Below are 21,094 nucleotides of genomic sequence, written 5' to 3' on the forward strand. Positions count from 1 at the left end.
CCCAAGCGCCTCATACTTCTCATCTCACCTCTCCTCACCTTTGTTATCACTTCCGGGAGCCGTTCGTGATCGACCGCAAGAGCCTCCTCAGCGATCTGCAGAAGCAGGTCAAGGCGGCAGAAACCGACCTGGAAGCGCAGGTCAAGGCCGTCCCCGAGGTCGGGGCACGGCTGCGCGGCGAGTACGACCAGGCGAAGAAGCTGGGCCGTACGGCGGCCACCTGGAACAGTTGGCTCGGGGAGCGGGTGACGCAGGTCGCGGTGGCCTGGGTGCTCGGCACGGTCTTCGTCCGCTTCAGCGAGGACAACCGGCTGATCGCGCAGCCGTACATCACGGCGCCGGACGTGGCGGGGCGGGAGACGGCGCAGGCACGGTACGAGGAGTACGGGGCGAAGGACGCCGACCCGACGTATCGCGGATGGCTGGAGACGGCGTTCGCGGAACTGGGCGAGGGGCAGGCGGGGCGGTTGTTGTTCGACCGGGACCACAACCCGCTATTCCAGATTCCGCTGTCGCACGATGGTGCGGGGGCGCTGCTTGCTTTCTGGCGGGAGCAGAGGTCCGTGGATGGTGAGGGTGGTTCCGGTGGCACGACCGCCGCGTCGGTGCTGGTGCACGACTTCACCGACCCATTGAGTGAGGACGGTACGGAGGGCTGGGACACGCGGTTCCTGGGGGACCTGTACCAGGACCTGAGCGAGGCGGCTCGGAAGACGTATGCGCTGCTCCAAACCCCGGAGTTCGTGGAGGAGTTCATTCTCGACCGGACGATGACGCCAGCGGTGCGGGAGTTCGGCTTCGAAGGCCTGAAGATGATCGACCCGACGTGCGGGTCGGGGCACTTCGTGCTGGGTGCGTTCCGGCGGTTGGCGCGGATGTGGGGCGAGGAGCGGCCGGAGGTCGGGCCGTACGAGCGGGTGCGAGCGGCGCTGGAGTCGGTACATGGGGTGGACCTGAACCCGTTCGCGGTGGCGGTGGCGCGGTTCCGGTTGCTCGTTGCGGCGATGGCCGCGAGCGGGCTGCGGACGTTCGGGGCGGCTCGGGAGTACGAGTGGCCGATCCAGCTCGCGGTGGGCGACTCGCTCATCAAGGACCGGCAGCTCGAGCTTCAGCTGGGGATTGGGGAGGAGGGTGTGGCTGGTGACCCGCTGGCCGAGTTCTCGTATGCGACGGAGGACGTGCACGAGTACGACCGGATTCTTGAGCCCGGGCGGTACCACGTGGTGGTGGGGAATCCGCCGTACATCACGGTTAAGGACAAAAAGCTCAATGAATTGTATCGGGAGCTGTATAAGGCGTGCGCTGGGAAGTACGCGCTGTCGGTACCGTTCGCTCAGAGGTTCTTCGAACTCGCCAAGCGGGGCGGGGGCGATGAAGACACGTACGGAATGGTTGGCCAGATCACGGCGAACTCCTTCATGAAGCGGGAGTTTGGCACGAAGCTCATCGAGGAGTTCTTCGCGCACAAGGTCGAGCTGACCGAGGTCATCGACTCGTCGGGGGCCTACATCCCAGGGCATGGCACGCCTACGGTGATCCTGGTGGGGCGCCCGAGGGAGGGCTCGAAGCGACAGGCGACGATCCGGACAGTGCGGAGCGTTCAAGGGGAGCCTTCGGCGCCTGAGAAGCCGGAGGAAGGGCTGGTATGGCAGGCGATCAAGAATCTAATCGATCGGCCAGGGAACGTGGGGCAGTGGGTCTCTGTGGACGACCTGGAGCGCGTCCAGTATTTCGGGAAGCAGCCCTGGGTACTCGCCGCAGGCGGCCAGGAAATGCTCGGCAAGCTCACCAGCGAATCCATGGGTTCACTCTCCGCGTCTACTGATTCAATTGGATTCGCCGCAATCACTGGTGACGACGATCTCTTCGTGTACGAACGCCCCGGGGCCGCCTGGCTCAGCCGTCGCACAGTACCTACTCGCCCATTCGTTACAGGAGACCAAGTCCGCGACTGGAACTGTCACCTAGCGGCCGAAACGATCTTTGCTCCCGACGGAGACGCCGATCAGCGTTCCTTCCTTGAAACACGAACACTGTGGCACGGGAGAACAGTACTGCGCGGTAGCTTGATGTTTTCGAAGACGAAGGAAGAGCGCGGGCTACCTTGGTCGAATTACGCCTTCGACAGCACTCCACGACTGAGCGCAAATTTCCTGCTCACATTCCCGTTCGTGGCAACTCATAATCACTTTTCCATGGCGCGTTCGGGGCGCGTATATAACCGTCACGCGCCAGTAATTACTTTGCCGGAGAGCTCAACAGAAGAGGAGTATGTTCGGTTGCTCGGGCTGCTCAATAGCTCAACGGCCGGGTTCTACCTCAAAATGGTAAGCCACAACAAGGGAGAAGGCGGAGGCTCGCGAGTCGAGGCCGGATACGCAATCATGGGAAGCGAGGCGTGGAAGGATCACTACGAATTCACTGGAACCAAACTCCAAGAACTCCCCCTACCCGCTGATTACCCCACCGCCCTCGCCACCGAGATCGACGCTCTCGCCCAGCAGCTCTCCGCGACAACCCCCACCGCCCTCGCAGCCACCGACGCCCTCACCGCCCCCGGGCTCCGCCTCGCTCTTTCCCGCTACACCTCCACCCGCGCCCGCATGATCGCCCTCCAGGAAGAACTCGACTGGCAGGTCTACTCCCTCTACAACCTGCACTCCGAGGACCTGCGCCTACCCGACTCCTCCGCCATCCCCGAACTCGCCCTCGGTGAACGCGCCTTCGAGATCGTGCTCGCGCGCCGGGTCAAGGCTGGCGAGGCCAGCAGTGAGTGGTTCAAGCGGCACGGGTCCACTCCCATCACCGAGATCCCATCCCACTGGCCCGACGACTACCGCGCCCTCGTCCAAAAGCGCATCGACGTCATCGAGTCGAACCGCGCCATCGGCATGATCGAGCGCCCCGAGTACAAGCGCCGCTGGGCCACCGAGAATTGGGACTCGATGCGGCAGAGGGCGCTCAAGTCCTGGCTGCTGGACCGGACGGAGGACCGCTCCTACTGGTTCGACGCCAACGGCAACCCCACCGTCACCACCCTCGCCCGCCTTTCCGAAGCCCTCTCCGCCGACGAGGACTTCACCTCCGTAGCCGATTTGTACGCACCCCGGCAGGACCTCGCCAAGACCGTCCGCGACCTGCTCTCCGAGGAGCACGTTCCCTTCGTGTCCGCCCTCCGCTACAAGCCCGCCGCGTTGAAGAAGCGCGCCGACTGGGAGCACGTCTGGGACCTCCAGCGTGAAGAGGACGCCGCGCCCGACGAGCCCGCAAAGCGGAAGATCCGCGAGCGGACGCCCGTGCCCCCGAAGTACACCTCCGCCGACTTCCTCAAGCCGAGCTACTGGCGTGCTCGGGGCAAGCTCGACGTACCCAAGGAACGGTTCGTCTCGTACGGCGCGGTCAATGCGCAGTCGCCTGAGCTGTACGGGTGGGCCGGCTGGGACCACCTGGAGCAGGCGCTCGCGCTCGCCTCGTACGTGCAGACCGCCGGTCTCGGCGACGAGGAGATCGTGCCGTACCTGGCAGGGCTGCTGGAACTCCAGCCGTGGCTGGACCAGTGGTACGGGGAGTACGACGCCGAGTTCGGCGCCTCACCGGCCGCCGAGATCCTGGCCTTCCGGCAACAGAAGCAGGGCGAGTTGGGGCTGACCGACGACACCCTGCGCGCCTGGCGCCCCTCCCCCGCCACCCGCGCGAAGAAGGCGGCTGCCCCGAAGAAGGCCGCCGCGAAGAAGATGAAGCAGCCGGAACTCACCGCGGCCACCGACACCGACACCGAAGTCTGAGACACGACGAGGAGCGTAGAGAAACACCATGGCGTTCATGAGCAGGAACACCCCTCGTCCCGAGGACCGGCCCCTCCTGCGGGAGTTGATCCGCATCCCGGAGTCGGTGTCGACCTCCGACTTCGTACTGAAGCTGAGCGAGGCCGTCACCCCCGACGGGGCCAAGGCCGCGCTGGACAACTATGTCGTCACCGACCGGCTCCTCGGCAACTTCGGCGAGGCCCTGGACCTGATCAAGTCGGCGTTGGACAGCCACTCCTCCAAGGCTGCCTATCTGCACGGCTCGTTCGGTTCCGGTAAGTCGCACTTCATGGCGGTGCTCTACGCCCTCCTCTCCGGCAACCAGGCCGCGCGTACCAACCACGACCTCGACCCCGTCCGCTCCGGTCACCCCTGGCTGGACGCGGACGGCCGCAAGTTCCTGCTCGTGCCGTACCACATGCTCGGCGCCAAGTCCTTGGAGCAGCGCATCCTCGGCAGGTACGTGGAGCATGTCCGCAAGGTGCACCCCGGGTGTTCGCTGCCGCAGGTGTATCTGACCGACGGCCTCTTCGAGGACTTCGCCGAGCAGCGCCGCCGCAGCGGTGACGACCACGTCATCGCGCAGCTCGCCGAGGCCGACAGCGGTGAGGGGGACGAGTGGGGCGAGGCGTTCGCCTGGACCACCGAACTCCTCGACGAAGCCGTGGTCGCGCAGGAGGAACACGAGAACACCAAGGGCTTCGACCTGGACAACCCCTCCACCCCGCAGGAGTTGCGGGCCCGGCTGGTCCAGGACCTCACCAAGACCCTGTTCCCGTCCTTCGCCCGCAACGCCTCCGAGAACGCGGACGGGTTCGTCTCCCTGGACAAGGGTCTCGGCATCATCGCCGCGCACGCCAAGTCCCTCAAGTACGACGGCCTCGTCCTCTTCATGGACGAACTGATTCTGTGGCTGGCCACCCTGATCCACGACCAGAAGGTGCTCGGCCGCGAGGCCGGCAAGGTCACCAACTTCGTAGAAGGCGCCGACGAGCGGCGTGCCATTCCGATCATCTCGTTCATCGCCCGCCAGCGTGACCTGCGCGAACTGGTCGGCGAGGAGATGTCGGGCGCCGCCGAGGCCGCCGTGCAGGACACGCTGAAGCTCAACGGTGGCCGGTACGACTCGATCGTCCTGGAGGACCGCAACCTGCCGACGATCGCGCAGGCCCGCCTCCTCAACCCCCTGACCGACGAGGCCAGGGAACAGATCACGGCTGCCTTCGCGGAGGCCAAGAAGCTCGGCCCGGATGTGTGGGACACGCTGCTCGGGCACGACAAGTCGACCACGGGAGCGGACGAGGGCGCCTTTCGGCGTACGTATCCGTTCCCGCCGGCGTTCATGGACACGCTGGTGCACATTTCCGCGGCGCTGCAGCGTTCCCGTACCGGCCTGAAGCTGATGAGTCAGCTGCTCGTCGACCACCGGGACGACTGGCGGCTCGGTCAGCTCGTACCGCTGGGGGATCTGTACCCGGCGATCGTGGGCGGCGGCGACAAGGCGTTCAGCGGTGAGACCAGCGTCCACTTCGAGGCGGCGGACAAGCTGTACCGCGACAAGCTGCGCCCGTACCTGCTGAAGACCAACCAGGTCACCGAGGACGATGTGGAGGCTTACCGGCGCCGTCCTGAGACCCTCACGGATCCTCAGCTCAAGGCTCGCTGCCGGGACTTCACCGGCGACAGCCGACTGGTGCAGACGTTGCTGCTGTCCGCGCTCGCGCCGAGCGTCCCCGCGCTGTCCGACCTGACGCTGGCCCGGCTCAACGCGCTCAACCACGGGTCCATCACCACTCGTATCGCGGGTACCGAGATCGGCCGCCTGGAGCAGAAGACGAAGGAATGGGCGGCGACCTTCCCCGAGATCAAGGTCGCGGGTACGGGTCCTGGCGCGGTGGTGCGCCTGGAGCTGACCGGCGTCGATCTGGACGCGGTGCTCGCCAACGCCCAGATCTTCAACAACCTGCCCAACCGCCGGGACAAGATGCGCGTGCTGCTCAAGGACGCGCTCGAAGTCACCGACGGGGTCGGCGGGCTGGACCCGTACGACGTACTCAATCTGGTGTGGAAGGGCACCGAGCGGCAGGTCGAGGTGGTGTTCGGAAACGTCGCCGATGTCGACTCGTTGTCGGATGCGGCGCTGCGGCCCAGCCAGGAGGACGCCTGGCGGCTCGTCGTCGACTTCCCTTACGACGAGGGCGAGTTCGGGCCGATGGACGACGTCCAGCGGCTGCGTGTCCTGCGGGAGAAGCCGGGCGGTGACTCGCGCACTCTGGCCTGGCTGCCCACTCATCTCACCGACGCCACCCGCGGCGACTTCGAACGTCTCGTCGTGATCGACAAGGCGCTGGCCGACGAGACCCGCTTTGACTCCGAGTTCGCGCGCAGCCTCAACGCCGACGACAAGGCGCGCGCCAAGGGCATGCTGCAGTCGCAGCGGGACATCCTCACCGAGCGGGTGCTGCTCGCGCTGCGGCAGGCCTACGGGCTCGCGCAGAAACAGGAAGGTGTCGTCGACCTCGGCTTCGACCAGCACCTGGAGACCCAGCAGCAGGTGGCCGAACTGCGGCTGCCGATCGGGGCACAAATGGACGACGCCGCACGCCAGTTGGCGGGAAGGCTGCTCGCCCACCAGTTCCCCGCCCACCCGGATCTGGACCCGGACGGCACCGGGAAGCCGCTGCGGGCCGGCGAGATCAAGACGGTCTTCGAGTACGTACGCAGGGCGGCCGAGGACCGGGACGGGCAGGCGGAGGTCGAGGCCAAGGACCGTAGGACCATGGCGCGGATCGCGGGCGGGCTCGGGATCGGTGCCATGCGGGAGGCGTACTACCGGCAGTCGACCTCCTGGCTCGATCACTTCAACGCGCAGGCCCGCCGGGACGGGGTTGCCGAGCCGACCCTGGTCACGCTCGGCGACTGGAGCGACCTGCCCGAGCGGCGGGGGCTGCCGGATCCGCTGCGGCGGTTGCTGGCCGCCTCGTACGCGGAGATGTCGGACCGGGTGTGGGTACGCGGTGGGGCCGCGATCGAACCCGCCCCGCTGCCGAGCGAGCTGAAGCGGGACTACGCGCTGCGGGAGCAGCCGTTGCCGAGCGAGGCGGACTGGGCGGAGGCTCGCAAGCGGTTCGATTCGCTGTTCGGCACGCCCGCGCCGCAGTTGCGGCGCGGGCGGATCGTGAACCAGTTCGCCGGGCAGATCCGCAAGGCCGCGGGCGCGGTCGCCGCCGATGCCGGACGGCTCGTCAAGGAGCTGGAGAAGCACCGGGGTTTTCTGCACCTGGACGACTCCTCGCCCCGCCTGGTGCTGGCCCGGCGGGCGGAGGAGCTGGTGAAGTCGGTGCGGGAGGAAGGCATCGGCGCCAAGGCGGTGGTGGACAGGCTGGCCGGGTTCGATCTCGGCGAGTTCGGTGCACTCCGGTTCGGAATGTCGCTGACGCAGGCCGGGAAGGTGGCCGACGCGCTGCAGAACACCAGCTGGGGCGAGCAGTTGGAGCTGGCCGACACACTCGGCAGGGAAGGCGCGGCGATCCTGGAGCGGGTACGCGATGCCGCGGCCGGTGATCCGGGGGACTACCCCGACCTGGCGGGCGTACTGAAGAAGGGCAGCCGAGAGGTGATGACGCTGCTGCGGTCCCGGCAGAGTCCCCCGGCGAATCCGCAGCAGCCCGGCGCACCCGTGACGCCTGTGACTCCCGTGGCACCGGTGGGGCCCAGCTCCGACACGGTGGACCTGGACAGCGGCTCCGCCCATCCGCAGGTGCTGCCGTCGCCGCAGCCCCTGCCGCGTGATCCGGCGCGTCCGGTGGCCCGCTCGGGTGGTGGCCGGACGACCGCCGCACGGGCGGCTGTGGAGCTGCAAGCGGAGATCGCGGCGCTTGCCGCCGCGCATCCCGATGCCACCGTCGAGGTCGTCTGGAAGGTTGTCGACTGATGTCCGGCACGATCACCACTGCGTCCGCTGGCGGGTCCGGTTCGGGTAGTGCTGCCGGTCCTGCCCGGCTGTCCGTGAGTACCGTCCGGCAGTTCGTCGCCGCACGCAGCGCGCTCTGCGACGGCGCGGTGCGGGTCATGCTGCTGCGAGCAGCCCCGCAGTGGGACGGGGCTGCCGTGCAGCAGACGACGGGCGGGACGCAGGTGCGGGTGGCCGTCGCACCGTCCGTACTCGCGGTGCACGAGCAGATCCTGAATCACCTGGATGCCCCGGCCCGGCCGGAGCCGTGCGTACTGGTGGTGCTCACCGACCGGGAGAACACCGAACTCGACCCGGGTCTGCTCGCTCGTGTCTACGGCCGGCGGATCAGGTCCGTCGACAACTGGGAGGTCGTGCAGGAGGCGTTCGGGGCGAGCGGCCTCGACACCCGGCTGCGCGGTGAGACCTGGGCTGCCGAAGCACTCCTGGACGCGGCGGGCTCCCGGCCCTGGCGCTCGATCGGCAGGGGCGTACTCTCCCGCGACGAGGCCCTCACCCGGCTGGCCCGGCGGCGGCTCCAGTTGGACGGCGACAACGTCGATGTGCCCGGTGGGCGCACCTTGCCGGGCGGGCGCACGTTCGCCGGTGAGGCGGACCGGGTCGACCCCGTCGCCCTTTTCCGGTGGACGCTCACCCCTGACGGCCCCGACCTCCTGCGCGAGCTGCGTGGACCGGAGAGGGCCGGCCTGGCCCGCTTCCTCGCCGAACCCGAACAGGGCGGCTCCACCGGCAAGTTGATCAGTGCCCTGGTGGACGCCGAGCACGGCGCCGACGCTGCCGCGTACGCGGTCGTCTGCGCCACCCTGTGGGGGCACGCGGAGGCCGACCACGACCTGTACCGCGCACGAGGGCGGGCCGAACGGTGGCTCGGTGAGCAGCCGCCCGCCCAGGGCGACGAGCTCGACCGGCTCCTCTCGTCCTTCGCCCGCAGCGGAGAGGCATACGTACGCGGGCTGATGGACCGGGGCGAACACCGCTTGGCCGACCCGGTCCTGGCCCGGGCAGCACAGCTCGTCGCCCAGTTCGGGGCGCAGGGTGCCGCCGCTGCCAGCCCGCTCCTGCCCGCCGGGCTCGACGCCCGCTTCACCGCGGCCGGCCACGCGCTGGCCGGCAGCTCCACCGAAGCGGTCACAGCCTCTGTCATCGCGCTCGGAGAGCACGCGCTGGCCACGGTCGACGGCGAGACGCGGGCCCGGATCGAGCGGGTGCGGATGGCCGTACGTCTGCGGAGGTGGCTGGCCGGGGACCCGCTCGGCAGAAATTCACAGGCTGGGAATCCGCTGGACAACATTGCCTCGGTGACCGACGGGATACACCGGCAGTTGCATGAACTCGGCTGGGTCGATCGTGCTCTTGAGCATCTGGAGGCGGGCGGCGACCCCGACAGTGCACTCGCCGACGCGTACAGCCGGATCGGCGACCTGGTGCGCGAGAAGCGCCGCATGCTCGACCACTCCTTCGGCGAAAGGCTCGCGGTGTGGACGGCGGACGGCACGTCCCCCGGGACCATGCTCACCGTGGAGACCCTCCTGAAACGGGTGGTCGCGCCCGTCGTGGCCGAGCAGGGACGCCGAGTCCTGCTGCTCCTCCTGGATGGGATGAGCGCGGCAATAGCGGCCGAGCTGGGGGAGGAACTGCGCGAGCAGTGGGCGGAGTTCGACCCTCTGCCCGAGGCGCACGGCTCGCCGGTTCGGCGGGCCGTGGCCGCCGCTCTGCCCACGCTGACCTCCGTATCGCGCACCTCGCTGTTCGCAGGGAGGCTGATGAAGGGGGACCAGAGCGACGAGAAGCGGATCTTCCCCCAGCACTCCTTCTGGAAGGGCGCCCCGGCTGCCGTATTCCACAAGGACGACCTGCGCGGACCCGACACTGGCTCGCCCTTCTCCGCCGCGCTCGGCGAAGCCCTCGCCGACGAACGCACCCATGTCGCGGTCGTCCTCAATACGGTCGACGACCGCTTGGGCAAGGAGCAGAAGCTCGGCGACGGCGCCTGGCACGCCAAGGAGATCGGCGGACTTGAGCCGTTGCTGCGAGCCGCTCGTGCGAACGGCATGACCGTGCTCCTGACCTCCGACCACGGTCATGTCATCGAACGGCGCGGCAACAAGCTCGACGCCCCAATCGGCACCATCGGCTCAGCCCGCCATCGCGCCCCCGGCGGACCCCTCGCAGCGGCCGAGGTCGAACTGGCCGGACCGCGCGTGGTGTGGCCCGAGCCCGGGTCGCGAATCGTCGCCCTGCGCGACCACGATGCCCGCTACACCGCGCTCAAAGCGGGCTATCACGGTGGTGCGACCCTCGCCGAGTTCGCCATCCCGTTGCTCGCACTGCTGCCGTTCGGGGTGCAACCCCCCGAAGAGTGGCGGGAGTTGGGGAGCCCTTCCCCTTGGTGGTGGTCCGATGACATGGCCGTTGCGACGGAATCCGCAGCTGGAGACGGAGCCGTCGCCGTGCCCGACACCGCGGCGTCGCGCTCGCGCGGCAAGCAGAACAAGAAGGCTGCCACGCCCGTGGCCGAAGGCGTCATCGGGCTCTTCGGCGAAGAGGAACTCGCGCCACTCGCGCCCCAGGAATCTGCCGCCCCTGCGGCGGAACCCGAGACCGTGCCCGCCCCGGCACAGAACCCTGCCGCCGCACTCGTGGAACGTCTCATCGCCACCGAGCTGTACGAGGCGCAGCTGGAACTGCTCGCCCGCAAGCCACGGGACAGGACCGTTCTGCCCAAGGCGTTGGCAGCCCTCGTCGAAGCGGGCACTCTGCCCATGACCGCTCTGGCCGAACGCGCGGGTCAGCCCGTCAGCCGTGCCCCGGGCTTCGCCGCGACCCTGGCCCAGCTCCTGAACTACGACGGCGCCCAGATCCTGGAGATCCTTCCCGACAACCGCACCCTGCGCCTGCACCGGGCCCAGCTGATCGAACAGTTCGACCTTTGAACACCGTAAGCGCGGTTAACCGGTTCCGTTCGGCTGCGTACCGGCGGCCCGCCGACCGGCCGGATGGGAGACTGTTCGGGTGAACGCGTTGGAACCTTCAGACCCTCGACCCGCCTCCCCCGTCGGCGCTGTACGCCGCCGCGTGGTCGTGGACGCACTGCGTCGCGGCGCGGTCCCCGAGAGCGGCCTCGACCTGCTGGCCACCGGCCTGGGGCGCTTCGAGCAGGCGGTCGACGAAGAGCTGGACACCGTCGCCGCCGGCGGCGCGGTGTTCAAGGCGGTACGCGGTGAGTACGGCTCCGGCAAGACCTTCTTCACCCGCTGGCTCTGCGAGCGAGCCAAACGGCGCACTTTCGCCGTGGCCGAAGTCCAGGTGTCGGAGACGGAGACCCCACTGCACAAGCTGGAAACGGTCTACCGGCGGCTCACCGAACGCCTGACCACAGCGAGCTTCCCGCCGAGCGCCCTGCGGCCGGTCGTCGACGCCTGGTTCTACGCCCTTGAGGAGGACGCGCTCACAGACGGCGCGGCCGAGAGCGAACTCCCGCAGGCCGTGGACCGGTTGCTCACCGCCCGGCTCGCCGAGGTGTCCCGGCAGGCCCCCGCCTTCGCCACCGCCCTGCGTGGGTACAAGCAGTCCTTGGACGCCGGTGACGAGGCCACCGCCGCCGCAGTGATGTCCTGGCTCGGCGGCCAGCCGCACGTCGCCGCAGCCGCCCGACGCAGCGCTGGTGTACGTGGCGACCTCGACCACTTCGGGGCCTTCGGGTTCCTGCAGGGCCTGCTCACCGTGCTCAAGGACGCCGGGCACGCCGGACTGGTCCTCGTACTGGACGAGGTGGAAACGCTGCAGCGGGTCCGCTCGGATGCCCGCGACAAGGCGCTCAACGCGCTGCGACAGCTAATCGACGAGGTGCACTCCGGTCGCTTCCCCGGTCTGTATCTCGTCATCACCGGCACACCGGCCTTCTACGACGGGCAGCAGGGCGTACAACGCCTGGCCCCGCTCGCACAGCGCCTGGCCACCGACTTCACCACCGATCCGCGCTTCGACAACCCCCGCGCCGTCCAGATCCGGCTGCCCGGTTTCACCGAGGAGTCCCTGACCAGCCTGGGCATCAGGATCCGTGACCTGTACGCCGACGGCGTCGCGTCTCCCGACTCCGCCGACCGGATCAAGCGGCTCGCCGACGACGCGTATCTCGCCGACCTGGCACGGGCCGTGGGCGGAGCGCTGGGCGGCAAAGTCGGAGTGGCCCCACGGCTGTATCTGAAGAAGCTCGTCAGTGACGTACTCGACCGGATCGACCTGCACGACGACTTCGATCCGCGTACGCACTACAAGCTGACCCTGGGCAGCAGCGACCTCACCGCCACCGAGCGCAACCTCGCCGCGCCCGCACCGGCTGCGTCGGCGGACGACCTCGACCTCGACCTCTGATCCATGGCCTTCCCGGAAGGCCCAGCGCAGGGAGCCGCACACGTGCAGGACCAGCCGCCCGGCCCCGACCCACTCGCACAACCCGACGCAGTCGATGCCCCCGACCCCCTGGACCGGCTCGACCCGGTCGTCCTGCACCACATCGTCAACACCCTTGGGTGGCCCGACCTGCGCCCCCTGCAGAAGGCCGCTGTGGAACCGCTGATGGACGGCGAGGACGCCATCCTTCTCGCACCGACAGCAGGCGGGAAGACGGAAGCCGCCACCTTCCCCATCCTGTCCGCGATGCGGCGGCAGCACTGGACCGGCACCTCCGTCCTCTACCTGGCTCCGCTCAAGGCGCTCCTGAACAACCTGGTGCACCGGGTGGACGGCTACGCCCAGTGGCTGGGCCGCCGGGCCGCGCTTTGGCACGGCGACACTCGTGAATCCCAGCGCCGTCGTATCCGTACCGAGTCGCCCGACATCCTGCTCACCACGCCCGAATCGCTCGAAGCGATGCTCATCAGCGTCAAGACCGACCACACCCACATGCTGGGGCGTGTGCGCGCCGTCATCGTCGACGAGGTACACGCCTTCGCGGGCGACGACCGGGGCTGGCACCTGCTCGCCGTCCTCGAACGGCTGGAACGGCTCACCGGCCATCGCATCCAGCGCATCGGCCTCTCGGCCACCGTCGGCAACCCCGACACCCTGCTCACCTGGCTCCAGGGGGCGCACCCCACGGACCGCCCGGGCCGGGTCGTGGCTCCCGGCGTCGTACTGCCTGCCACCGCCGACAGCGGCACACCTGACAGCAGCACACCGCTCCCCCGGCCCGCCGGTGAGGTGGAACTCGACCACGTCGGGTCGCTCGGCAACGCCGCGAAGGTGATCTCCGCCCTGCACCGGGGCGAGAAGCGGCTCGTCTTCTGCGACTCCCGCAAACAGGTCGAGGAGCTCGGCGCGGCCTTGCGTGCCCGCGATGTCACCGTGTTCCTCTCCCACGCCTCTCTCTCCACCGACGAACGCGCCCGCTCCGAGCAGGCTTTCGCCGAGGCCCGGGACTGCGTCATCGTCTCCACCTCCACCCTGGAACTCGGAATCGACGTCGGCGACTTGGATCGCGTGATCCAAATCGACTCGCCGTCCACCGTCGCCTCCTTCCTGCAGCGCATCGGCCGCACTGGACGACGCACCGGGACGTCCCGCAACTGCCTCTTCCTCGCCACCCGCCCCGACACTCTCCTCCAAGCTGCCGGCCTGCTCACCCTGTGGTCGCGCGGCTGGGTCGAACCCGTCAATCCGCCCCCCTCCCCCCGCCACCTCGTAGCCCAGCAACTGCTCGCCGTCACCCTGCAGGAACATCGCATCGGCGACCGTCTGTGGCCGGAGCAGTGGAACGGTCTCGCACCCTTCGACCGGTCCGCCGCCCCTCTCTTGAAGCACCTCGTCGCCGAGGGGTTCCTCGACAGCGACGGCGGCATGCTGTTCATCGGCCCCGAAGCCGAGAAGCACTTCGGCCGACGGCACTTCATGGAGCTGACCGCCTCCTTCACCGCACCCCCTGAGTTCACGGTGCTCGCCGGCCGCACCGAGATCGGTACCACCGACCCCTCAGTCCTCACCGAAGAGCGTCCAGGCCCGCGCCGTCTACTTCTGGCCGGACGTAGTTGGCAGGTCACCTTCATCGACTGGGCCCGCCGCCGCGCCTTCGTCGAACCCGTCGAGGACGGCGGGATCGCCAAATGGCAGGGCAGTGAGGCGCGCGGCCTCTCCTTCACCCTCACCCGCGCCATACGCGACGTCCTCCTCGGCACCGACCCGGACGTCAGCCTCACCCGCCGCGCCACCGCCGCTCTCACCGACCTCCGCGCCGAACGCGCACCCTACGAAGTCCACCCGGCCGGCACCCTCCTGGTCCGCGACGCCGACGCCACCCGCTGGTGGACCTGGGCCGGGTACCGTGCCAACGCCACCCTGGCCGCCTCGCTCGGCAACCTCGCCGACCCCGTCCAGCGCCCCACCGACACCCACCTCCGCCTCCGCCAGGACCTCTCTCCCGCCGACTGGAAAGCAGCCCGCGCGGAACTCCCCGACGCCCTCACCCTCCCCTCCGTCGACCCCCGCGCCGTCCGCGGCCTGAAGTTTTCCACCGCCCTCCCACCCCGCCTGGCCGCCAGCACGCTAGCTGAACGCCTCGCCGACTTCGGCGGGGCGCTGACCACGGCACGGGAGCCCATCCGGGTGGAATGGGGAATCTGATCAAGAAGCTGGCACAGCAGGGACTTTCAGTGCCGGTCGGCATACCGGGGTGGCAATCAGAATGGAGGTTCCCCAGTCGTGAGGGAACAGGAACCGGATCCCCGCCTTCCTTCGGCCGTTAACTCCGCGCGTTGGGATGCGGGCCATCCGCAAGGAGTAGCTCCCTTCCCGGCCCACCGTGCGGAACCTTCTCAATGCGCTTGCCCGCTGGTTCCAGGCCGTAGCGTTTCGCGTAGTTGACGACGCGCCGCCACTCCGCGACCTCGTCGTCATCAGGGTCGGCGATCCGAACGCGACCCTCGGCGACGAGCCGCTCGATCAGCTCTTGAGCCTTCGCCCGCCGGGCCTCTCACTGTCGGGCATCCGAGGATATGCGCCACCCGACAGCTCCTGACCTGCCTGACACCCCACCAGAACGAGCGGCAAGATATCGCCCGTAACGCCCACACCGCGCATAGTGCGTACGGACAAAACCTCAGGTCAGGAGCCCTTCGTGACCGGCTCCAGGATCGCGACGCACTCCACGTGGTGCGTCATCGACAACACGTCGAGACGGCCTCACCACCGCAGGGGTGGACGAGCGTCCAAAAGTTCGGGCCCTGCCCAGCACACAGGGTGAGCATGCCGACCACCCCTCTGGGACGCTGCCGGGCACCTACAACCCAGACCCAGCTGGGGAGAATCTGGGGAGGATCAAGCCCCGTGGGGAGCGCCGGGGGAGAATCGGCCGCCTCAGACCGCACGAACACGAAAGGTCGAGAAAGGTGCGTACCCGCAGTTCAACGCGCTAGGAGAGTGCAAAAGTGCAGGTCAGCGCCCCCAGGTAGACGACTTCAAGAAGATCTCGGCCTGGGCGGCCATCCTCTTCGCCCCCACGCTGGTCGGCACGATCTACGGCATGAACTTCGAGAACATGCCGGAACTCGACTGGAGCTTCGGCTACCCCTTCACGGTCGGCCTAATGGGGGTAGTTTGCGTCAGTTTGTACATTATTTTCAAGCGACGGGGCTGGCTCTGAGTCGCTCTTCCCAAGCTCAGCTCTTGTGCGACCTTTACTCTCACATCGTCACGAACCAGGGCGAAATCAGCCCTGGGAGTCTCTGGGGAGAAGTGATGCGGGTGATCTCGTCTACTTGCCTCTGTGACGCCTCCGACCAGGGCTTTTCACCCTCCTGATGTCGCTGGGGAGAATCCGGAGGGATTCGGCTGACGGCACAGCCCTGTACCAGCGCCTGCAGTGCCTTCCCGAACCCCTCCGAGCATCTCGCCAGTATCCGTCGCCGAATCCGCGATAGACAACAGACAGTGACATTGGCTCCATGGTCGGAGCCGCACGCCCTGACCCTCTGCGGCCGCCATAATGGAGGCATGGCCTCCCACCCGCAGCACACCGGACCCGGGGCAAGACACTTCTCGGGCGCAGACGCCGAGGATCTCGCGCTGTACCGGGAGAAGTTCCGGCGCCGTCTACCGGATTCGCTTGACGAGTTGCACGGGCCGGCCCAAGGTGTCCTGGAGTTGCCGCTGCACCTGGCCTGGTCCGGGATGACCTCGTACGACCTGGGCAATGCCCGCCAGCGCATGGGCCTGTACCGCACTGTTCTGCACGAGGGCCTGCACGACGATCTGCCCCGCTACCTCAACCAAGACCTGCTACTCCAACTGTGGCCGGTGCTGCGCACCCTCGTCGGTCGCACCGTGCGCACTGTGTGGGAGGACGCCTTCACCGAGCTCGCCTCCCTCACCCGGGCAGCAGCATGACGGACATGCCGGAGCTGCACGCACGGCTCCTGGCGGATGTGATCGCTCTCGGCTCGCCGTATCCCCTGGTCCTCACGGGCGGGTACGCCGTGAGGGCACATCGCCTCGTGAACCGACCCAGCCAAGACCTCGATGTCGCCACCGAGAACCCGGCGCCCATGACCGACATCGCGGCCGCACTCTGCAGCGGCCTGACAGCCCGGGGCTGGAAGGTGCAGGCGCTGGAGACCGCCCCACTGTCCGCTCGCTTCACCGTGACGGACCCCGCCACCGGGCAGGAGTGCGAAGTCGACATCCTCAAAGAGATCTTCTGGCGCCCCATCGCCCAGAGCCCGTACGGGCCCGTCCTCGCGGAGGAGGACGTGATCGGGACCAAGGTCCGCGCCCTCGCCGACCGCGGGGCGCCCCGCGATCTGATCGATGTGTTCGCGGCCTCCCACCGCTGGAACAATGCCGAGCTCGAGGAGTTCGGCCGCCGCCACGCCCGCGGCCGCTTCGAGCGCGAGGACCTCCAGGCGAACCTCAACGGAGCCGAGTGGACCGACGACGAAGCCTTCACCGCCTATGGCCTCGGCGATGCCTCCATCACGGCTCTCCGCACCTGGGCCGTGGAGTGGGCAGACGACCTCGCGAGCCGCCTCCTCGAAGAGCTCGATGACCCCGACATCGACTGATCGCGCCCAGGTGATACCGAACCTGCCAGGCCGTGAGTGTGCAAGCAGCAGGCGTGACGCACAGGGCCCGGGCCTCTGAAGGAGGTCCGGGCCCTGCGAACCAATGTCATGCCGTGGCATCGCGCGCCAGCTGACGGGCCTTGGCCGCCCACTCCCCCATCCTTGTGATGGCGGAAGTCAGTTGCTTCACGGCGATAGAGATCTCCTTCACCGGCTTACGAAGGTGCCGACTGACCCGGGCCATGGAGCCCGCAGAGGTGCCGAAGGAGCCGATCTGCGCCAGACCCTCCTGCGCGGCCTCGTCCAGGGACATCAGTTGCTCCAGGAACTCCTCCGCTCCCTCGCCGCGCTCGTCGGGAGGTGTCATCTCGATCAGCCCCAGCGCTGCCCGCACCCCGCTGTCGAGGGCCGTCATCCGTTCCGCGAACGCGGCGGCGACGGTGTGCAGTTCGCCCGCCGGTGCACTGATCGTCTCCGCGTACCGGGCGACGGCGGCAAGCCGTGCACTCATGGGCGAGTTCGCCTGGCTCAGATCGAGCATCTCGGTTCCAGAATGCTCGGTGAGCGTTCCAATCGTCTCGATCGTCTTCGTGATCGCCTCCATGTCGGCGGTCATCTCGTCCAGCCCGTCCTCGATAACGGCGAAGTCGTCGAGCAGACCGGGCGCGTCCTCGTCCTCCTCTCCTCCGTCGTCGGCCTCCGAAGCGGAGGCCAACCCCTCGCCGGGCTGGAGTCCGCGCAGCACCCGTGCTGGAGTGAGAAGTTCGAAGCCGTCCCGGAGCCCGGCCTCCAAGGCGTTCTCGATCTCCTTGCGGGCGCCGGCCAGATGACTGCGCGTCCGCTGGTAGCGGATTGTCCTGATCGACGCGATATCGAAGGGCAGTCGCCCGGCCTCTCCGATGTGGATTGTCGGCTTGCCAGTGATGTGTCGCAGCCCCAGTTCGTACATCACGTTGGGGTTGCCACCGCTGACGTCCGCGACGACCAGGTCGGACTCGACGACGTGTCGGCAGATCTGCTCGGTGATGTCACCGGCATGTGCGATGCCGTCAGCACGCACGGCGTTGATGCCGTACTTCTCACAGGCGGGGGCGATCACCTGCTCGAAGATGCCGAGGTGGTGCTCGTACGCCTCGCGCTCGGGGCTGCCATGGGCGGCGTGCGGGTCACCGATAGGGCCGACGACAAAGCACCTCCGAGGCTGGTCAGACTCCTGTCGTAGCGTCTGTGATGTGTTCATTCGGGAACCTCCGATGCATGAGCATGGATGTCGTGGGGTCGGGCTGCGGGCGCCGTGTCGTCTTCCAAGGGGACGGCGTACACCGGCCGTTCCTCAATGCCGAGAGTGCGCAGCAGGTAGGCGGTGGGGATGCGATAGCTTCCGCCGACCCGCAGCACAGGGCACGGGAAAGTACCGAGGCGGATGAGCTTGTACGCCGTCGCGGGGCAGACTCCGAAGGCGCGGGCGGCTGTGCGCAGGTCAACGGACAGGGGCAGGTCAAGTGCCTCCGCGAAGCCGAGGGGCGGGCCGGACCGCCCGCTCACCGCCGGGCTCCCGCAGGGCGCAGGACCAGCGTGCCGATGAGATCGGCCTCCTCGTGACGGCGAGCCCGGAACACCAGGTCGGGCAGGCGTGTACCGGTCTGCCGGCCGTCTCGAGGAGGGTGCGGCTCGGCGAATCGGAGTGTGGCGTACAGGCCCTCCCGGCGGGGCGGGGGCGTGACGTGCAGCTCCCATCCCTCGGGCGGGCGGGACTGCTCCTCCGGCGGGGTGGTGGCGTTGCGGACATCAGCGAAGGCACCGATGTCGACGACGGGAATCTCCCGCGTGACGCGCTTCGCGTAGGCCCACATCTGGTTCACCGCCTCCTTGATCAGACAGCCTCCTGTGTCCGGGCCGTCCAGGTCCGCCGTGTCAAGGGCGGCGAGCACGCTCAGGACCGCCTCCGCCTCCAGGTCGGCCCGCTCGACCTGCCGCCAGAGGCGCAGGATCCGGTACAGGTTCCGGTACAGCCCGGGGAGGACCAACCAGACGGCGAGCAGCCGTCCGGTACCGTCGCCGTCCCGCCGGGCCTCGGTGACAACTTGTCGCCATACTGCCGCCGCCAGCGCCGCGTCCCGTCGTGGGCCGTAGAGCGCGGCCCTGCTCTCCTCCAGCGCGAGCAGGACCGCACGCGAGCCGACGTACACCGTGAGGGGCGGCCGCGTCGCGCCAGGCGGTCCAAAGATGTCCCGGTCGATCCGGGCGAACAGGCTCCCGGCTCCGATCGATGTCATTCCTCCTCCCTTCCGGCCTCTTCGGGCCGGATGTGTGCCAGGGCCGCGATGGTTCGGCCGCAGGCACGTGCAAGGTCTGTCAGAGCCGACCGCACTGGCGTGTTCCAGGACATGCGGGCCGGGTGCGCCGTCCCGTTCCGGCGCCGGGGCCGTGCGACGGGCGTGGAGCCCGGATAGATGTGGACACCGCCGTAGACGGCGTGGCCGACGTTCACCCCGTACTCCGCCCATTGGCTGTCACCCCGCTCATGCCAAGGCGGGGCCTTGTACGGGGCCGTCACCGGGCGGGCCCGGAGTCAGCCGGCGGAGGGGACACGGGCAGGCCGACGGTGAGACCGCCGACGACGTCCCGGCCGACGGCGGCGCCCTGGTGAACGTACTGGGACAGAGCCGTCCCGCTCGAGACGCCGACGTCTGACGAGGACTCCGGCTCCGGCTCCGCCATCGCCGACCGCACGTCGTCAGGTGCGTGGCCCGGCACTCGGACCCAGCCGTAGCCGCCGAACTCCTTCACCCGCACATGCGCCTGCACGTACTGCTCAGGGGCGAGATTCCGCCGCCCGGACCGCACGACGTCCTGGTAGAGCCGGTCCGACACGAGGACGGCGAGATCCGCCGCGGTGAGGGTGGCGAGTACGGCCTTGAGCTGGGGCGCGTTGACATAGCGCGCCACGGCGACCGGAGCCGGGCCCGCGTGGCCGAGGGCAGCGTCTGCGACCATGCCGATGTCCACGGCCATCCGCAACCTGACCCGTTGGGCGGGAGGACGGGCATTGCGTTCCCTGAGACGGACCACGAGATGGTGAACGAAGGAATCCAGAACGGCATCCTCCGGCGTGGCCTCGGGGAGTACGGCGAACTCCAGGTCACCCTGCGGCTGACGCGTCCAGGCCGCCCGGTCCAGCCCGGTCAGCACCGCTGCCTCGTCCAGCATCCGGACCAGATCGCACTGGACGACCGACTGCGTCAGGGTGTCGAGACGGCTGTACTGCTCCACGTCCACGGCCAGGCACAGCCGCCGATGCGCCAGGCCGGCCGCCGGCTGGGGAGGAAAGATCTCTTTCACAGCAACTCTCCACCTTTCAAAGGGGGTTGTGTGTGGTGCACGCCAACTGTGGGTGGAGGGAGCAGGAATCGCAGAGCAAGCCGCAAAAGTGCGGCTTGCTGGACATGGCTCTAGGGGATCGGGTAGCTCAGCCGGGCCGCCTTGCACAGACGGGCCAGGTCCCGCACATAGGTCTGCCGCTCACCGGTGGAGATGATGTTCTTGCTCCGCAGCCGCGCAAGTGCTTCGTGCGTACTGCGCGTCCCGGCTCCGGCGAGGGCGGCGAACTCGGCCTGGGACAGATTCACGTCGATGCGCAGTGAGTTACGTTCGGGTTGCCCGTACGTCACTGCCAACTCGACGAGAACGCGCGCCAGCCTGACTGCGACCGGGTATCCGCCCAGCTCCAGCCGTAGGCGGTCGGCCCGGTGCAACCTGACGCAGAGCAAGCGGCTAAGGGCCATGGACGTCTCGGGATGGGCGAAGAGGAAGAGCTCCAGTTCGCCTCGCGGGACGACAGTGGCGAATACGTCGCCGCAGGCGGTGACGGTGGCTGATCGCGGTCCAACTCCCATCGCCGCTTTCTCACCCACGATGTCCCCACCGTTCCAGATGTCCATCAGCGACACCTGGTCACGTTCCAGCCGGACGGTCACCTTCACCATGCCTTCGATCAGGACCACCAACTCCTGTGTACGGTCACCCTCGTGGATGAGTACGTCTCCCACGGCGTAGCGACGTCGCGTACCGAGCCGGGTGAAGGCAGCGCGTTCGACGGGCGACAGCGTGTCGAGGAAAGCGGCGCGACTGTTGTGTATCGAGCCATTCATCATCTGCTCAGCACAGCACTCGGTCATCGCGGTGGTGAACATTTCCGCCCTGTCCGCCGGTGCACCGGACGCACGCCAGGGCGCGCAGCAGCGCACAGCAGGAGCAATCTG

Annotated in this window: 12 protein-coding genes and 1 pseudogene; 8 read left to right on the forward strand and 5 right to left on the reverse strand. The window is 68.4% G+C overall.

The genetic code is table 11. From position 1 onward, the window contains the following. Window positions 1-65: 65 nt before the first annotated feature. The 8 genes and pseudogenes from pglX to ACIA73_RS26350 all read left to right on the forward strand — a co-directional run bounded on the left by pglX (window position 66) and on the right by ACIA73_RS26350 (window position 16,832). On the forward strand, window positions 66-3,785 hold the full coding sequence (gene pglX, locus ACIA73_RS26315; protein WP_399441184.1) for a BREX-2 system adenine-specific DNA-methyltransferase PglX: 3,720 nt from the start codon (window positions 66-68) through the stop codon (window positions 3,783-3,785). Between the two features lie 28 nt (window positions 3,786-3,813). Continuing rightward, complete coding sequence (locus ACIA73_RS26320) at window positions 3,814-7,740, forward strand: phage resistance protein (RefSeq protein ID WP_399441185.1); 3,927 nt, start codon at window positions 3,814-3,816, stop codon at window positions 7,738-7,740. Next, a complete protein-coding gene (gene pglZ / locus ACIA73_RS26325; RefSeq protein WP_399441186.1) occupies window positions 7,740-10,712 on the forward strand; it encodes a BREX-2 system phosphatase PglZ in 2,973 nt (990 codons plus the stop codon). Before ACIA73_RS26320 ends, pglZ begins: the two co-directional genes overlap by 1 nt. Before the next feature lie 88 nt (window positions 10,713-10,800). Beyond that, entirely contained in the window at window positions 10,801-12,153 is a 1,353-nt protein-coding gene (gene brxD, locus ACIA73_RS26330) for a BREX system ATP-binding protein BrxD (protein ID WP_399441187.1), read from the forward strand. 42 nt (window positions 12,154-12,195) lie between these two features. Beyond that, window positions 12,196-14,397, forward strand: a complete 2,202-nt coding sequence (locus tag ACIA73_RS26335) for a DEAD/DEAH box helicase (protein ID WP_399441188.1) — start codon at window positions 12,196-12,198, stop codon at window positions 14,395-14,397. Window positions 14,398-15,217: 820 nt separating this feature from the next. Then, a pseudogene (locus tag ACIA73_RS26340) lies at window positions 15,218-15,415 on the forward strand (CorA family divalent cation transporter); the annotation flags it as partial. 350 nt (window positions 15,416-15,765) lie between these two features. After that, complete coding sequence (locus ACIA73_RS26345; protein ID WP_399441189.1) at window positions 15,766-16,158, forward strand: hypothetical protein; 393 nt, start codon at window positions 15,766-15,768, stop codon at window positions 16,156-16,158. Then, complete coding sequence (locus ACIA73_RS26350; RefSeq protein WP_399441190.1) at window positions 16,155-16,832, forward strand: nucleotidyl transferase AbiEii/AbiGii toxin family protein; 678 nt, start codon at window positions 16,155-16,157, stop codon at window positions 16,830-16,832. The genes ACIA73_RS26345 and ACIA73_RS26350 overlap by 4 nt, the downstream gene beginning before the upstream one ends. 106 nt (window positions 16,833-16,938) lie before the next feature. Here the strand turns inward: ACIA73_RS26350 and ACIA73_RS26355 are convergent, their stop codons facing one another. The 5 genes from ACIA73_RS26355 to ACIA73_RS26375 form a co-directional block, all read right to left on the reverse strand. Beyond that, a complete protein-coding gene (locus tag ACIA73_RS26355; RefSeq protein WP_399441191.1) occupies window positions 16,939-18,072 on the reverse strand; it encodes a hypothetical protein in 1,134 nt (377 codons plus the stop codon). Next, entirely contained in the window at window positions 18,069-18,377 is a 309-nt protein-coding gene (locus ACIA73_RS26360) for a helix-turn-helix domain-containing protein (protein WP_399441192.1), read from the reverse strand. The genes ACIA73_RS26355 and ACIA73_RS26360 overlap by 4 nt, the downstream gene beginning before the upstream one ends. Then, window positions 18,374-19,108 (reverse strand): hypothetical protein, encoded by a 735-nt coding sequence (locus ACIA73_RS26365; RefSeq protein ID WP_399441193.1) that lies wholly within the window; start codon window positions 19,106-19,108, stop codon window positions 18,374-18,376. Before ACIA73_RS26365 ends, ACIA73_RS26360 begins: the two co-directional genes overlap by 4 nt. Before the next feature lie 277 nt (window positions 19,109-19,385). Further along, the gene (locus ACIA73_RS26370; RefSeq protein ID WP_399441194.1) at window positions 19,386-20,174 is read right to left on the reverse strand and encodes a hypothetical protein; all 789 of its coding nucleotides are present in this window, start codon (window positions 20,172-20,174) and stop codon (window positions 19,386-19,388) included. Between the two features lie 110 nt (window positions 20,175-20,284). Next, window positions 20,285-21,025: a Crp/Fnr family transcriptional regulator gene (locus tag ACIA73_RS26375; RefSeq protein ID WP_399441195.1), complete on the reverse strand. Its 741-nt coding sequence runs from the start codon at window positions 21,023-21,025 to the stop codon at window positions 20,285-20,287. Window positions 21,026-21,094 lie beyond the last annotated feature (69 nt).

It is taken from the genome of Streptomyces sp. NPDC051561, assembly GCF_044454195.1.
In the GTDB taxonomy this organism is placed as follows: domain Bacteria; phylum Actinomycetota; class Actinomycetes; order Streptomycetales; family Streptomycetaceae; genus Streptomyces.